Origin of the sequence: Bradyrhizobium septentrionale, from assembly GCF_011516645.4 — a bacterium.
Classification (GTDB): Bacteria; Pseudomonadota; Alphaproteobacteria; order Rhizobiales; family Xanthobacteraceae; genus Bradyrhizobium; species Bradyrhizobium septentrionale.
Genome location: NZ_CP088285.1, coordinates 7,507,821 through 7,519,702 on the forward strand (window position 1 = coordinate 7,507,821; position 11,882 = coordinate 7,519,702).

The 11,882-nt window shown below is 62.5% G+C and carries 16 protein-coding genes and 2 tRNA genes; 15 read left to right on the forward strand and 3 right to left on the reverse strand.

Annotation, left to right across the window (positions count from 1 at the left end; translation table 11 throughout):
* Window positions 1-286 precede the first annotated feature (286 nt).
* From HAP48_RS37530 to HAP48_RS37565, 8 genes are all read left to right on the forward strand, one after another.
* Window positions 287-778 carry a septal ring lytic transglycosylase RlpA family protein gene (locus HAP48_RS37530; protein ID WP_029085012.1) on the forward strand — a complete coding sequence of 164 codons (492 nt, stop codon included), beginning with the start codon at window positions 287-289 and terminating at the stop codon, window positions 776-778.
* Between the two features lie 407 nt (window positions 779-1,185).
* Window positions 1,186-2,436, forward strand: coding sequence for a lysozyme family protein (locus tag HAP48_RS37535; RefSeq protein WP_166204862.1), 1,251 nt, complete (start codon window positions 1,186-1,188; stop codon window positions 2,434-2,436).
* Entirely contained in the window at window positions 2,433-2,834 is a 402-nt protein-coding gene (locus HAP48_RS37540) for a hypothetical protein (protein ID WP_166204863.1), read from the forward strand. The genes HAP48_RS37535 and HAP48_RS37540 overlap by 4 nt, the downstream gene beginning before the upstream one ends.
* Window positions 2,835-2,883: 49 nt before the next feature.
* The gene (locus HAP48_RS37545; protein ID WP_166204864.1) at window positions 2,884-3,147 is read left to right on the forward strand and encodes a hypothetical protein; all 264 of its coding nucleotides are present in this window, start codon (window positions 2,884-2,886) and stop codon (window positions 3,145-3,147) included.
* Entirely contained in the window at window positions 3,144-3,521 is a 378-nt protein-coding gene (locus HAP48_RS37550) for a DUF1515 family protein (protein WP_166204865.1), read from the forward strand. The genes HAP48_RS37545 and HAP48_RS37550 overlap by 4 nt, the downstream gene beginning before the upstream one ends.
* The gene (locus HAP48_RS37555; RefSeq protein WP_166202825.1) at window positions 3,521-3,922 is read left to right on the forward strand and encodes a hypothetical protein; all 402 of its coding nucleotides are present in this window, start codon (window positions 3,521-3,523) and stop codon (window positions 3,920-3,922) included. The genes HAP48_RS37550 and HAP48_RS37555 overlap by 1 nt, the downstream gene beginning before the upstream one ends.
* A gap of 113 nt (window positions 3,923-4,035) precedes the next feature.
* Window positions 4,036-4,803 carry a hypothetical protein gene (locus HAP48_RS37560; protein ID WP_166204867.1) on the forward strand — a complete coding sequence of 256 codons (768 nt, stop codon included), beginning with the start codon at window positions 4,036-4,038 and terminating at the stop codon, window positions 4,801-4,803.
* A gap of 61 nt (window positions 4,804-4,864) precedes the next feature.
* Window positions 4,865-5,068, forward strand: a complete 204-nt coding sequence (locus HAP48_RS37565) for a hypothetical protein (RefSeq protein ID WP_166204869.1) — start codon at window positions 4,865-4,867, stop codon at window positions 5,066-5,068.
* 93 nt (window positions 5,069-5,161) lie between these two features.
* Here HAP48_RS37565 and HAP48_RS37570 read toward each other — a convergent pair whose 3' ends face one another.
* Complete coding sequence (locus HAP48_RS37570; protein ID WP_166204871.1) at window positions 5,162-6,073, reverse strand: hypothetical protein; 912 nt, start codon at window positions 6,071-6,073, stop codon at window positions 5,162-5,164.
* Between the two features lie 186 nt (window positions 6,074-6,259).
* On the opposite strand from HAP48_RS37570, the gene HAP48_RS37575 reads away from it, so the two are divergent.
* Window positions 6,260-6,333: transfer RNA gene (locus HAP48_RS37575), tRNA-Cys, on the forward strand.
* Window positions 6,334-6,376: 43 nt separating this feature from the next.
* Here HAP48_RS37575 and HAP48_RS37580 read toward each other — a convergent pair.
* Entirely contained in the window at window positions 6,377-6,559 is a 183-nt protein-coding gene (locus HAP48_RS37580; RefSeq protein WP_029084163.1) for a hypothetical protein, read from the reverse strand.
* 426 nt (window positions 6,560-6,985) lie between these two features.
* Window positions 6,986-7,651 carry a TetR/AcrR family transcriptional regulator gene (locus tag HAP48_RS37585; RefSeq protein ID WP_166204873.1) on the reverse strand — a complete coding sequence of 222 codons (666 nt, stop codon included), beginning with the start codon at window positions 7,649-7,651 and terminating at the stop codon, window positions 6,986-6,988.
* Between the two features lie 92 nt (window positions 7,652-7,743).
* Between HAP48_RS37585 and HAP48_RS37590 the strand changes: the two genes are divergently transcribed.
* The 6 genes from HAP48_RS37590 to HAP48_RS37615 all read left to right on the forward strand — a co-directional run bounded on the left by HAP48_RS37590 (window position 7,744) and on the right by HAP48_RS37615 (window position 11,755).
* On the forward strand, window positions 7,744-8,229 hold the full coding sequence (locus HAP48_RS37590; protein ID WP_166204875.1) for an anthrone oxygenase family protein: 486 nt from the start codon (window positions 7,744-7,746) through the stop codon (window positions 8,227-8,229).
* Window positions 8,230-8,332: 103 nt separating this feature from the next.
* Window positions 8,333-8,701, forward strand: a complete 369-nt coding sequence (locus tag HAP48_RS37595) for a hypothetical protein (protein WP_166204877.1) — start codon at window positions 8,333-8,335, stop codon at window positions 8,699-8,701.
* Window positions 8,702-8,991: 290 nt separating this feature from the next.
* Window positions 8,992-9,066: transfer RNA gene (locus tag HAP48_RS37600), tRNA-Asn, on the forward strand.
* A 125-nt stretch (window positions 9,067-9,191) separates the two neighbouring features.
* Window positions 9,192-9,371, forward strand: a complete 180-nt coding sequence (locus HAP48_RS37605; RefSeq protein ID WP_166204878.1) for a hypothetical protein — start codon at window positions 9,192-9,194, stop codon at window positions 9,369-9,371.
* Window positions 9,372-9,493: 122 nt separating this feature from the next.
* The gene (locus tag HAP48_RS37610; RefSeq protein WP_166215524.1) at window positions 9,494-10,159 is read left to right on the forward strand and encodes a protein-L-isoaspartate O-methyltransferase family protein; all 666 of its coding nucleotides are present in this window, start codon (window positions 9,494-9,496) and stop codon (window positions 10,157-10,159) included.
* Window positions 10,160-10,372: 213 nt separating this feature from the next.
* On the forward strand, window positions 10,373-11,755 hold the full coding sequence (locus tag HAP48_RS37615; protein WP_166204880.1) for a TolC family outer membrane protein: 1,383 nt from the start codon (window positions 10,373-10,375) through the stop codon (window positions 11,753-11,755).
* Window positions 11,756-11,882 lie beyond the last annotated feature (127 nt).

Below are 11,882 nucleotides of genomic sequence, written 5' to 3' on the forward strand. Positions count from 1 at the left end.
GCGGATATCGACACGCGCCCGCAACCGAAGTCGGATTTCTTAGCGGGCATCGGCCTATCCAATGCTCCGTTCAGTCATGCTGCTGACGCAATCTCTGCGTTAGTTGGTGAGAACTAAGAACACTGTGCGAGGGGCCGCCCTGGTTCCCTCATCGGTTCCATCTCCACGATCGGCACGAATCCGCAAAAAAATTGGCGCAAGTTCGAGAACGCCTCCGCGTTCGTTTGGCCATGTTTTGCGGCATCGGGAACCGAACAATCGAAAACAATCAGTCAAGGAGTTATGAATGCTGTTTCGCTCGAGCGCCGCAACTTGCGGCGCCGTAGTCGCGTTTGCCGTTTCCGTAACCGTTGCTCGAAGTGAAATCGAAGCAGTTCATTCTAGCGCCGTCGTCAATGATGCTTGTGGGGATGCGATCGTTGGCGCTGCATCAATGTACAACCCGTTCCGGCCCGGATCGCAGGAGGGCGGCCCGAACACAGCCTCCGGCGAGCGCTATGATCCCTCCGTCTGGGCGGCTGCCATCAAGACGAGCTTGCGTCAGAAATTTGGTGGGGTCCAATATGGCGCGAGGCCGAAGTATGCCCTCGTTGAGGCTGTAGGCAAGAAGGTCATCGTCAAGATAAATGACGTGGGGCCACTAACGCCTGGTCGCGTCATTGACCTCAATGAGCAGACTATGCGCTATTTCGATCCAAGCCTGCAGCTCGGGGTGATTCATGGCGTAACAGTTAGGCCGCTGTCCGGCGACTATTGGATCCCCGGACCGGTTGGCTGAACATCGCTCGCGAAAGAGGTATAGGTAGAGCACGGCCCCTCCTGGACGGTGGGAACGCCTCGATGGCCTGCTCGCTACTGCATCTTTGAGACGATGCTACTTTCGCGACAATGCGCCGGCCGAGGCGGGCGCAATTTTCGTTGCCATCAGCTCTGAATGTAGAGAACCAGTCCGAATGTCCCTCGTGCCCCTGAGCGGACATCGGCGCATTGGCCACCGAAGTCGGCTTTTGACCGAAGTCGACCATCCGCTCCGTTGACCGGCGGACCCAGCTACTCAGATCAAGCGATCTACGGCCTGTTGCAGCGGGTGATCGCGGCCCCTCCGACAGCGACCAATTGCTGATACGCGCAAACGCTCTGGTCTGACCGGGCCGCGCTCCTTCATTCCACAAAAGGATTATCACGATGACCAACGCAGCGGTTTCTGCGAGCGCTATCGATTTGCATGGGATCTCGCGTGCGGCCTTCGATCTGATCGTCGCCGCCGAGGTCACCAGCGAAGCCTGGTATTCAAAGCATCTGAGCGGGCCGACCTGGCCGGGCGAACAGTCCGGCGTGACGATTGGCTGCGGCTATGACGTCGGCCAGACGGCGCGGCAGCAGTTCCTGGCCGATTGGTCCGGCAAGATCCCGGATGCCATGCTCAAGGCACTGGCGAAGTGCTGCGGCGTCACGGGGCAGGCCGCGGCTGCGCTGGCGCGCCAGCTGCGCGGCGTCGTCGATATCCCGTGGGACGTCGCGCTCGAGGTTTTCGGAAACCATGACATTCCGCGCTATCTCGCGATTTGCCGCCGGCTGCTGCCAGGCTTCGACGAGCTCTCGCCGGACTGCAAAGGCGTCGTTCTCTCGATCGCGTTTAATCGCGACGCCGGCGGGTTCAATAAACCCGGCACGCGCTGGACCGAGATGCGCCAGATCAAGGCGGCGATCGGCAGCGGCGAGCTCGCCAAGATCCCTGGCCTGATCCGGTCGATGAAACGGCTCTGGCCGGACAGCAGGGGCCTGCGCCTGCGCCGCGACGACGAGACGGCGCTATTCGAGCACGGCCTCGCGACGTCGCATCCGCAAGAGCATGCGAAGCTCGCGACGACGCCGGCGCCGGTAGATCCTGACGTCGTCGCGCATGTCCAGGCGCGGCTGCGCGAGCTCGGCTATTACGACGTCGGCCAGGTCGACGGCGAGCAATCGCCGCAGGGCCGGACCGAGGGCATGGTCCTGGCCTATCGCAACGCGCGCGGCCTGCCGCTCACGCCCGCAATCGACGACCAGCTGATCGCCGAGCTCGGCAAGCCGCAGGCGCCGCGCCAGGTCGCCGAGACGCGGGCGGCTGCGACCGTCGAGGATCTCCGCGACGAGGGCTCGCAGACGATCGCGCTGACCGATCGGGCCAAGGGTTGGGCCGGCAAGATCTTCGGCGGCTCGAGCGGCCTCGGCACAGCCGGCGCGCTCGCCTGGGTGACCGATCGCGCGACGCAGGTCTCGGCGGCAAAGGAAGCGGTCGGCGGCCTCGGCCTGACGCATGGCGCGGTCCAGGCGATCGCGATCGGCGTCGCCGCCCTGGTCGTCGTCGCCGGCGTCGGCGTCCTGGTCTGGTTTGTGGCCGACACGCTCGAGCAGCGCCGCCTGGCTGATTATCGCGCGGGGAAACACGCATGAGCTGGATCGTCGCAATCGTCATGCGCCTGGCGGGCTTCGCCGGCGTCAGCCTCTCGCCATTTGCCGCCGGCGCGTTGTTCGCCGGCAGCCTGGCCGTGCTCGCCGGCGGCGCTGCAATCGCCAGCGGCGCGCATCTCTACAACGCCGGCTTTAGCTCGGCGGATGCCAAGTGCGAGGCGGCGCAGGTCGCCGAGCAGAATGCGCAATTGCAGGCGCGCCTAGAGGAAAAGGATCGCCAGCTCGTTTTCGCCAACGCCCTGCAACAGCGCGACGCCAAACGCGCCGCGGAGGCCGAGGCGCAGATCAAGTCTAACCAGGGGGCAATCGATGCAACGCCAGCTAACGCTAACAAGTGTTTTACTCGCGACATGTCTCGCCGGGTGCGCGGGGTTCGGTAGCCAGGAGCGGCTGCAGGCTCCGCCTCCTGACGCGCCGAACATTCCGGCGATGCCTGCGGACCTTGCTGCATGCGAGCGGACGCCGGTCGATACGCCGGACCGCGACCTCAACGCCGGCGAGATCGAGCGGCTCTGGAAAACCGACCGCGCGGCGCTGGCAAAGGTCAATGCCTGCCTGCGCCGTGCCGTTTGCCAATACCAGGACGTCCGCGAGGGCATCGGCCGCGTCGAAGGCGCGGCCTGCGAGAACATCACGCCGGCGGAAAAGCCGACGCCGCGGCTCGGTCTGTTCAAGCGAAAGAAGGCGAAATGAGCGGCGACGACACGGCCAGCGTAAACACTGCGCTGCTGCAAATGGCCGCCAAGATCGGCGGTCTCGAGTCGACCGTCTCGACGCTGCTGCAGACCTGGCAACGGATGGAAGAGAAGGCATCCGAGGGCCGCAAGGATCTGCATCAAAAGGTCGATGCGCTGCGCGCTGAGATGACGACAATGGGGGCGCAGGTCGCGACGGCGACCAAAGACATCGCCGACATGAAACCGACCGTCCAGGCCGTTCAGAATGTGCAAGTGCAGGCGGCCGGCGTGAGAAACGTCAGCCGCTGGCTGTATTGGGTCGCCGTTGGTTTGAGCGGCGGCGGCGTCTGGGTGGTGAGCAACTTCGTCGACATTCACGTCAAACACTGATGTTTCGCATCGTCGTCGCGCTCGCGCTGATCTGCTCGAGCTGGGCGACCGCGAGGCGCGGCCCCGCCTGGCCGGCGCCGCAAACGCTCGGCGGCCGGCCGCCTTGCTGTCCGCATGCGTTCTGCGGCTGCGGTGCCAGCCTCTACCTGTTCGGCCGCAACATCCCACGGCTCAACCTGGCGGCGGCCTGGCTCGCTTTCCCACGAGCGGGGCCGGCGCCGCGCATGGCGGCCGTGCGCCGGCATCACGGTTTCGTCCTGGTCGAGCAGCCCGGGGCGGGCGTCTGGCTCGCTCACGAATTCGGGCGCAACATTCGGAAGCAAAGCCGGTTTCGTTGGCGATCCCGGCAGGAGGACCACACCTTTCGAAATCAGTGCCTTGCACTGGATTACGTCGCGTAATGCTTCATTGCGCGGCCTTACGATTTCAATCCACTGAATACCCCCAAAGATCAATTCGGAGTATCGTCCCGTGGGCTACGCTACCGCTAGTTTGTCTTGTTTGGAGGCAGGGGATGCAGAGGGGTGACCAGGGCTTCGGGGCTGCGGGCCTCTTGGTCCTAGCTTCATTATTGGTCTATTTGATTGTGATCGCTCTCCCGATAATTAAAGCCGACACTGTGCGTCTCTCGGATTGGCTCTGCTTCTACGGTGCCGTTGTCAGCGGCAGTATGACGTTAGTCGGCGCGGGTGCAGCTTGGTTCGCGGTCCGAAGGCAGATCAATGAGCAGCGGAAACTCGCCGATGAGCGAGCAGACAAGGAGCGAGCATCATTGAGCGCTAGCATCTACGCCGAGATTGCGGACCGAGCCGCGAGATGCCTGAACGATTACATAAGGCCGTGGAGCGTTTGGGAGGACAGGCAAATAGAACCGACCGTCAGAGCATTTTTGCCTGAGAGAGCTGTGGTGTATCCCGGGGCTGTCGAGAAGTTGGGGCTGTTAGATCAACCTGTCGTGGTCGGTGCCGTGCAATTTTACTCTCGTCTTTCCGCCGTAGCGCAAGCGATGGAATTCATAGCAGCCGATAAAGAAAGGCTTTGGGAAACGGTTCAGAAGTCACCCGCAACGGCGCAGTGGATCGATCCACTTCGTAACACGCACGCACGGCTAATCACCGAGCGACTGCAAAGCTGTTTCCAGCCAGCGCTTGCTGCGTTGAAAGGACTAGGGGAGCGGCCATCGGTCGATGCTGACACCGTCAAGGTCTACCCGTATCTTCGGGAAACCGGGCTGACGCTGCATCAGGCTCTTGAGAAATACAAGATGGAGTTGATTGAGTAGTTGGGATCAGCTTGCCCGTCTCACGCTCCTAAGCGTAGCTGACACGGCAGGAGGGCAATCAATGCAAGACTTTGCGCGCTACATCGCGAAGAGCCAGCTTTTGACGTTGGTGACACTCATCCTCATGGTTGTGCCCTTTTTCTACCAACCTTGGTATTTTGCTGTGGCCATCGCCATCGGCGTGCAGGTCGCATCTTGGATCATCCGTGCTGCATTTACGTCCATCGCAGCGCGAAGCAGTAGCAATGACGTGGGGGGCTATTGATGTAGCACACGACCCGTTCGTCGCACCGAATCCCGAGCGCGAGAAGCCGCTAGTCTTGGGGGCGCGCTGGGGCCCAACGGCACGAGCCTTTGGTCAATCGCCATTGTTGTCTTTGAGATTGTTCCACCAGTCGGAAACGACTTTGATCGAATCCGTGACAGGCGCGCCGCCCACAAGCACTCCTGAAATCGTCGCGGCCAGGTTTGGTTCGACGTGCATCAGCGAAGCACAGATTGCAGTAGCCGATACGAACACGCCGACCTTAAAGGTGCCGTCAAAAACGTCAGTCAGTATCTTCTCGTGGTTTTTGTCGAACCACGAGCGGACGTAGTTGCCCAATGATCTAGCGGCCTGTTCGGCAGCGTCTGGAGGGACCCGCCCGCTTTCCACGGCAACCGTAGTGTTCCTGACCTCATCGAGTTTCTGCTCGAGCTCCTCAAGCTCACGAAGATCTGGATTGTCGTTGATGCGCAACTGGCGCAGTCGATCTGCTTCGCTCCGAAGCAGAAGCAACAGAGCGTCGACCTGTAATATAACGACTGCGGGGATTCTTGTGGGGGTGGACCGCCGCTCGGAACCCGGGCCGGCGATCACAACGCCGCCGGGCGGCACATCATTCGAAATGGCCGGCCTGATCTCGCCGGCGGCGCCATCTGCCTGAACGCCTCTGAGACCGACCGCGTTTGACTCGGGCGCATGCTCCAACGCCTCCGCAAACGTGACGGTTCCGCCGACCATATTGCGCTGGTGCTCATCGTTGAGCTGCTTCAGGCGTTGACGTCCCGCGGGAGTTAGATCGCTGACCAGGACCTGATCGATTTCCCCCGAGCGACTGGATTTATGAGGCTTCGGACCACTGTAGAGGCCTTCTTCATGCATAGAGGCGAGGTGATCCAGCGCGTCTTGAGGGTCCACTCCGTCGACGTCGACTGGCGCAGCAGCTCGGCTGCGCTTAGCCTCGATGGCGAGGAGAATGCGCCGATCAACACCCTTGTCACGGCGCATGGGGTATTGGCCTCCAATTTTGCCATCTCCGGTCGACATTACCATAGCATCCCGGCAGGAGCCAGAACAGACCGGGCACGCCAGTTTCAGAAATCCCACGGTTTTAGAGATTCAGAACTGTGCGGGAAACGACGTGAGGGGAGTTGCCTAAGCCCTTGAAGGTCTATATTGATCCGCCCGCGTTGGGGCCACGTGGCGGAGTGGTGACGCAACGGTCTGCAAAACCGTGTACACCGGTTCAATTCCGGTCGTGGCCTCCACTCATCTCATCAATGGCTTGCAGCCAACACATGAGAAGCCGCATCAGCTTGCGGCGTACCAACCTTCAGGAAACGGAATCAGCGGCCACGGCGCCTGGTTGTCATTGGCAGCGCGCGGCGGCGGCTGAATACGGGGCGACGGCTGGGCCACGAAATCCTCCTGAGCAATGGGCGCGATCGCCGTTCGCACGGCGTCCAGCAGCAGATCAAATTCGACGTCGCTCATCGCGCTCTCCGAGGTTCGAGAGCGCCATGGTCGCAAAACTGTCTTCGGTCCGGATTGAGCGAATCGTTCGAATTTTATGAAAAGAACGATGGCGCCCGCTTTGGTTAATGAATCCCTGACCCCGTGGGGAACCTAGGTCGGCATGGCCGCACCTCGTGTGGGACAAATCACATCTTGCGAAAAACTCTTCCCGGAATTCCCGGCGATATTGATAGCCGTCAAATATCGCAGCAATTTTAGGAAGCCGTGACAGTGAGACAAGGATCGCAGGATAGTCGCCAATCGCATGCAGCATCGATCCTCGGCATGGTTCGCCAGCGCGACAGTGTTGGGCGCCGCGGGCAGGGTCCCGAACGGCGTAATCGTGTAGGCCCGCTGTCTATCGCCTCTGCGCAGAGGAAATTCCCGACGTCTGTGCGATTGTGGTCACGTCAGCCTGGCAAGGTCCTGCGGCAGCAGGGTCTTAAATTGCGTCAGCACCTGGCGGGCCTTCTTCGGCGGCAGCGTGATTGCGTGACGCACGGCGGCGGCGATCAGCGTCATGGTCAGCCCTGAGAATGTGGTCAGGGTGGCGGCCGGCATGCCGGGCGCAACCCGTCTGACCGCGTCGGACAGCAGGGCGGAGAGCACGGCCATGTCGTCCGCATCGAGTTTTTGCAGGGCGCGGTCGGCTTGCGTCGCCTGCCAGATGTCGCGCATGACAGGCTCGCGCATGAACATCTCGTGGTAGCTGTCGACGATCCGGCACAGCGCCGGGTGCAGGTCGCACGCGGCCGTCACACTGGCCAGATCGCGCCGGACGCAATCGCGCCCGATTGCGTTATGGCGTTCCGCCAGCGTGCCGATGATCGCGGCCTTGTCGGGGAAATATTGGTAGAGCGAGCCGAATGCGACGCCGCTGCGTTCGACGATGTCGCTCATGCGGAACGCCTCGCTGCCCTTTTCCGCCATGATCTCGGTCGCGCAGGCGAGGATGCGCTCGAAGCGCTCGCGGCTGCGCTGCTGCGTCGGGGCAAGCCGCGCCAGCCCGGGCAGGGGAGCCTCTCCCGCGGGCGCGGCCTTTGCCGCTGCCGCGGCCTTTCGTCTCGCCATCCTTCTCCTCCGCAATCGGGGTTGACGCTTCTAATACGAGAGTTTATCGCATTTCACAAATACGAGTATCCCTCGCATTTGGAGCTGGAACGATGCGCCATGTCCTGACCTCGGGCTTGCTGTGGTTTTCCGCGCTCGGCTGCGGCCTGCTCGCCGGGCTCTATTTCGCCTTTTCCGCGTTCGTCATGACCGCGCTCGGCCGCATCGACCAGGCCGCCGGGATCTCGGCGATGAACGCGATCAATGTCGACATCGTCCGCTCGCTGTTCATGCCGGTCTTCTTCGGCACCACGCTGTCCTGCGCCACGCTGGTCGTGCTCGGCGCCCTGCGATGGCAGGAGCCGGGTGCGATTGCGATGATTGGCGGCGGCGTCATCTATGTCGTCGGCATGTTCGTCGTCACTGTTGTCTTCAACGTGCCGCTGAACGACCAGCTTGCGGCGACGGCCCCCGCAAGCGCGGCGGCGGCACCGTTCTGGGCGCGCTATCTGACCGATTGGACCTTGTGGAACCACGTGCGGACGGGGGCCTCGATTGCCGCGACCGCGCTGTTCATCGTGGCGATCGCCGCGCGCTAAACCCAGCTCTTCGCATTCTGTGCACGATTTGTACTCGTTCGGCACGGTCGCTAAGGAGGTGACGCCGCACGCCGATGTGCGGCCGACTGCCAGGAGGATTTCGATGAAGTCTATTTTGCCGGCATTGCTTGTGATGGGACTGGCGCTGGTCACGACACCCGCGCGGGCCGCCGATAACCGCAACGTCTCCGTGGTCAACGAGACCGGATATGCCATCAAGTTTCTCGGCTTCAACGGGCCCGACGACGGCCTCGACGAATGGGAGAACGAACTCGAGGCCACGCTGAAGAACCAGGACACCGCCTATGTCGAGTTCGGCAACGACGACGAAGGCTGCGTCTGGAACATCAAGGTCGATTGGGCCAACTACGACGAGTCGGTGCTGTGGAAGAACGTCAACCTGTGCAAGCTGAACGTCCTCAGGCTGCGCTACGACCCCGGCACCAAGACGACCTCGTTCATTGCGGAGTGATGTCGGGGGCGGGCGGTGCCCAAGACGGGATCCAAGACAAGAATCCGAAGACAGAATCACGGGCGCGGCGCGATCGCCGCGCCGGCGTTGTTTCCTGGCCCTGCAGCATGGGCGGCCGGGGCGGGCGGGGCGGGCGGGCCAGGCATATTTCGCGCCGGGATGGGGGCAAACCCTTGTACGTCAGCGGTTTACCGTCTCCGCTAAAGTTTCACCGGGTCCCCCATTTGGTTCTTTGCAAGGCCGAAAGGCTTTGTTATACGCTGCCCGCTCGCGAACATATGTTCGCCTATTCCTCGGTAGCTCAGCGGTAGAGCATTCGACTGTTAATCGAATGGTCGCTGGTTCGAATCCAGCCCGGGGAGCCAGTTTTGGCCCCATCAACATCGTCGATCACAAGCCCGTGGCCTGCTGCGGACAGAGAAGAAACGTCGTCAAATCGACTCAATAGCGGTCGACACTTCCTCTCGCCGGGTCTTGAGAGGTGATTTCGATGCCCATTAACCTGATCGACCTGTCGATGCCGCAGCCGACGCTCGTTCCGAATGATGCCCCTGACATCAGCGACGATGAATGCGTCCGCCGGCTCGCGAAAGCTGTCGAGGAGCATGATTCCGAGCATCTCGATGAAGTGGCCCGCCTGATCGGCCGGCTTGCCGTCACGATCGAATAGACGGCACAGCGGAGCGCATTTTGCACGCCAACGGCGTGTTGCGTTTTGGCGGAGCTTGTTTCAAAAGATGGCCCTGTTCTAGCTTCTCCAGCGGCAATGCCGCGCCTTGCAGGGTCCAGCCAATGACCGGTTTTTCGACCGCGCGCCAGTACATGGTCGATGGTCAGGTGCGTCCGAGCGACGTGACCGATGATCGCATTCTCGAAGCCATGCTGACGGTGCCCCGCGAGGTGTTCGTGCCGGCCAGCAAGCAGGCCCTGGCCTATCTCGACCTCGATCTAGATGTGGCCGAGGGCGGCGCAGCCAAGCGCTATTTGATCACGCCGGCGCTGCTCGCCAGGATGCTGCAGGCCGCCGAGATCAAGGCCTCCGACCGCGTCCTGGTGGTCGGCTGCGCAACCGGGTACGCCGCCGCCATCGTGGGGCGCTTCGCCGCCGAGGTCAGCGCGACCGAGAGCGATCCGGCGCTGGCGGCAAAGGCGACCGCAGCGGTCGCCCAGCTCGGGATCCAGAATGTGACGGTCAAGACCGCAGCGGCCGCCGACGGCGATGCCGCAGGCGCGCCGTTTGACGTCATCGTCCTGAATGGCGCGACCGAGATCATTCCGGCCGGGCTGTTTGGCCAGCTCAAGGAGGGGGGCCGGCTGGTCGGGGTGTTCGGCCTGACGCCGCCGCCACGGGCCACCCTGGTGACTCGTTCCCACGGCGATTTCGGACATCGCGAGCTGTTCGACGCAACGGCCCCCGTTTTGCCCGGATTTGAGCGGCTTCCCGCCTTCGTCTTCTGACCGTTACCGTGGCCCAGTGGCTGATAAAATCCCGTTCCGAATCAGAAGTGTGGCCCGTTTGCCCCATGTGAAGAGTTTCGACCGTGATCCGTTGCGGGGTGGTTCCGTTGGCCTTAGCTGCGGACTAAGGTGAGGCCGGACTCACTTCGACTGAAGCGACCGCCGGACTTACATGCGTGGGGAGACGGCGACTAAATGATTGGATTACCGGGGATGCGAGGGGTGAAGCTTATCACCGCGGCTGCGACTGCCGTCCTTCTGTTGGCGGAGATGGGCCCTGTGCCCGCACTCGCCGAAACGATCGAGTCCGCGCTGGTGCGGTCCTACCAGAACAATCCCCAGCTCAACGCACAACGTGCGTTGGTGCGCTCGACTGACGAAAACGTTCCGCAAGCGCTCTCGGGTTACCGCCCGAAGGTCTCGCTGACCGCGACTGCCGGGGGACAATACACCGATGAGCAATTGACGCCGGGGACCGCGGCTCTATCCGGCGTTAGCAGGCAGCGGAGCGTTGGCATCACCGCCAGCCAGTCGCTGTACAACGCGCAGAACGCGCCGAGGGTGCGCGCTGCCGAAAGCCAGGTATCGTCGGCACGTGAAGCTTTGCGTGCGCTCGAGCAGACCGTGCTCTTGAGCGCGGCCACCATCTACATGGACTATCTCCGCGACTCCGCCATCGTCGAAGTCCAGCGCAGCAATACGCGCGTGCTGGAACAAACGCTGAAGCAGACCCAGGACCGCTTCAATGTCGGCGAAGTGACGCGGACCGACGTTGCGCAATCCGAGGCCCAGCTCGCGGCCGGCAAGACCCAGCAACTCACCGCGGAATCCAACCTGACGACGACGCGGTCGAACTATCGCCGCATCATCGGCACCGAGCCGCAGAATCTCGCGCCGGGCTCACCGGTCGACCGGTTCCTGCCGGCGACGCTCTCGGCTGCTGTCGATCTCGGCCTGACCCAGAACCCGAACGTCACCTCCGCGATGTACGGCGTCGACATTAATTACCTGCAGACCAAGGTTGCCGAGGGCGCGCTGCTGCCGACAGTTGGGCTGCAGTTGTCGGTCAGCCAGGGCTATGAAACGCAGTTGACCGTGTACCGCCTCTTCAATGCCTCGGCGGGGGTTCAAGTGTCGCTGCCGATCTATCAGGGCGGCGCCGAATACTCGCTGATCCGGCAGTCCAAGGAATCGCTGGCGCAGCAGCGCCAGGTTCTGGAACAGACGCGGGATCAGGCGCGCGCCAACGTGGTCACCGCATGGGGCCAGCTGGTCGCCGGCAAATCGCAGGTGGCATCGGCGCAGGCCCAGGTGTCCGCGTCCGAGATCGCGCTGAACGGCGTCCGTGAAGAGGCCAAGGCCGGCCAACGCACCACGCTCGACGTGCTCAACGCGCAGCAGGCGCTCGTCAACGCCCGCAATTCGCTCGTCACCGCGCAGCACGACCGCGTCGTCGCGTCGTACAACGTGCTGAACTACATCGGTCGTCTGTCGCCGCAGGTGATGGGCCTTCCGACCAGTGTCTACGATCCGAGCGTGCATTATCAGCAGGTTCGTGACAATTGGGCCGGCGTGCGCACGCCCGACGGCCGCTAAACAGCTTCACGTCATCTTCGCTTGTCGCGCCATGTTTGTGGTTCTGAGTTAATCAGGACCACGAACTGGCGCGTCTGCTTGCAATCGATAATTGCCCTGACATACCGTTTTGTCGGGCAGCAAGGCG

Coding starts and splice junctions, on each gene's coding strand:
- HAP48_RS37530 (WP_029085012.1), top strand. CDS start 287: ATGCTGTTTCGCTCGAGCGCCGCAACTTGCGGCGCCGTAGTCGCGTTT.
- HAP48_RS37535 (WP_166204862.1), top strand. CDS start 1,186: ATGACCAACGCAGCGGTTTCTGCGAGCGCTATCGATTTGCATGGGATC.
- HAP48_RS37540 (WP_166204863.1), top strand. CDS start 2,433: ATGAGCTGGATCGTCGCAATCGTCATGCGCCTGGCGGGCTTCGCCGGC.
- HAP48_RS37545 (WP_166204864.1), top strand. CDS start 2,884: ATGCCTGCGGACCTTGCTGCATGCGAGCGGACGCCGGTCGATACGCCG.
- HAP48_RS37550 (WP_166204865.1), top strand. CDS start 3,144: ATGAGCGGCGACGACACGGCCAGCGTAAACACTGCGCTGCTGCAAATG.
- HAP48_RS37555 (WP_166202825.1), top strand. CDS start 3,521: ATGTTTCGCATCGTCGTCGCGCTCGCGCTGATCTGCTCGAGCTGGGCG.
- HAP48_RS37560 (WP_166204867.1), top strand. CDS start 4,036: ATGCAGAGGGGTGACCAGGGCTTCGGGGCTGCGGGCCTCTTGGTCCTA.
- HAP48_RS37565 (WP_166204869.1), top strand. CDS start 4,865: ATGCAAGACTTTGCGCGCTACATCGCGAAGAGCCAGCTTTTGACGTTG.
- HAP48_RS37570 (WP_166204871.1), bottom strand. CDS start 6,073: ATGCGCCGTGACAAGGGTGTTGATCGGCGCATTCTCCTCGCCATCGAG.
- HAP48_RS37580 (WP_029084163.1), bottom strand. CDS start 6,559: ATGAGCGACGTCGAATTTGATCTGCTGCTGGACGCCGTGCGAACGGCG.
- HAP48_RS37585 (WP_166204873.1), bottom strand. CDS start 7,651: ATGGCGAGACGAAAGGCCGCGGCAGCGGCAAAGGCCGCGCCCGCGGGA.
- HAP48_RS37590 (WP_166204875.1), top strand. CDS start 7,744: ATGCGCCATGTCCTGACCTCGGGCTTGCTGTGGTTTTCCGCGCTCGGC.
- HAP48_RS37595 (WP_166204877.1), top strand. CDS start 8,333: ATGAAGTCTATTTTGCCGGCATTGCTTGTGATGGGACTGGCGCTGGTC.
- HAP48_RS37605 (WP_166204878.1), top strand. CDS start 9,192: ATGCCCATTAACCTGATCGACCTGTCGATGCCGCAGCCGACGCTCGTT.
- HAP48_RS37610 (WP_166215524.1), top strand. CDS start 9,494: ATGACCGGTTTTTCGACCGCGCGCCAGTACATGGTCGATGGTCAGGTG.
- HAP48_RS37615 (WP_166204880.1), top strand. CDS start 10,373: ATGCGAGGGGTGAAGCTTATCACCGCGGCTGCGACTGCCGTCCTTCTG.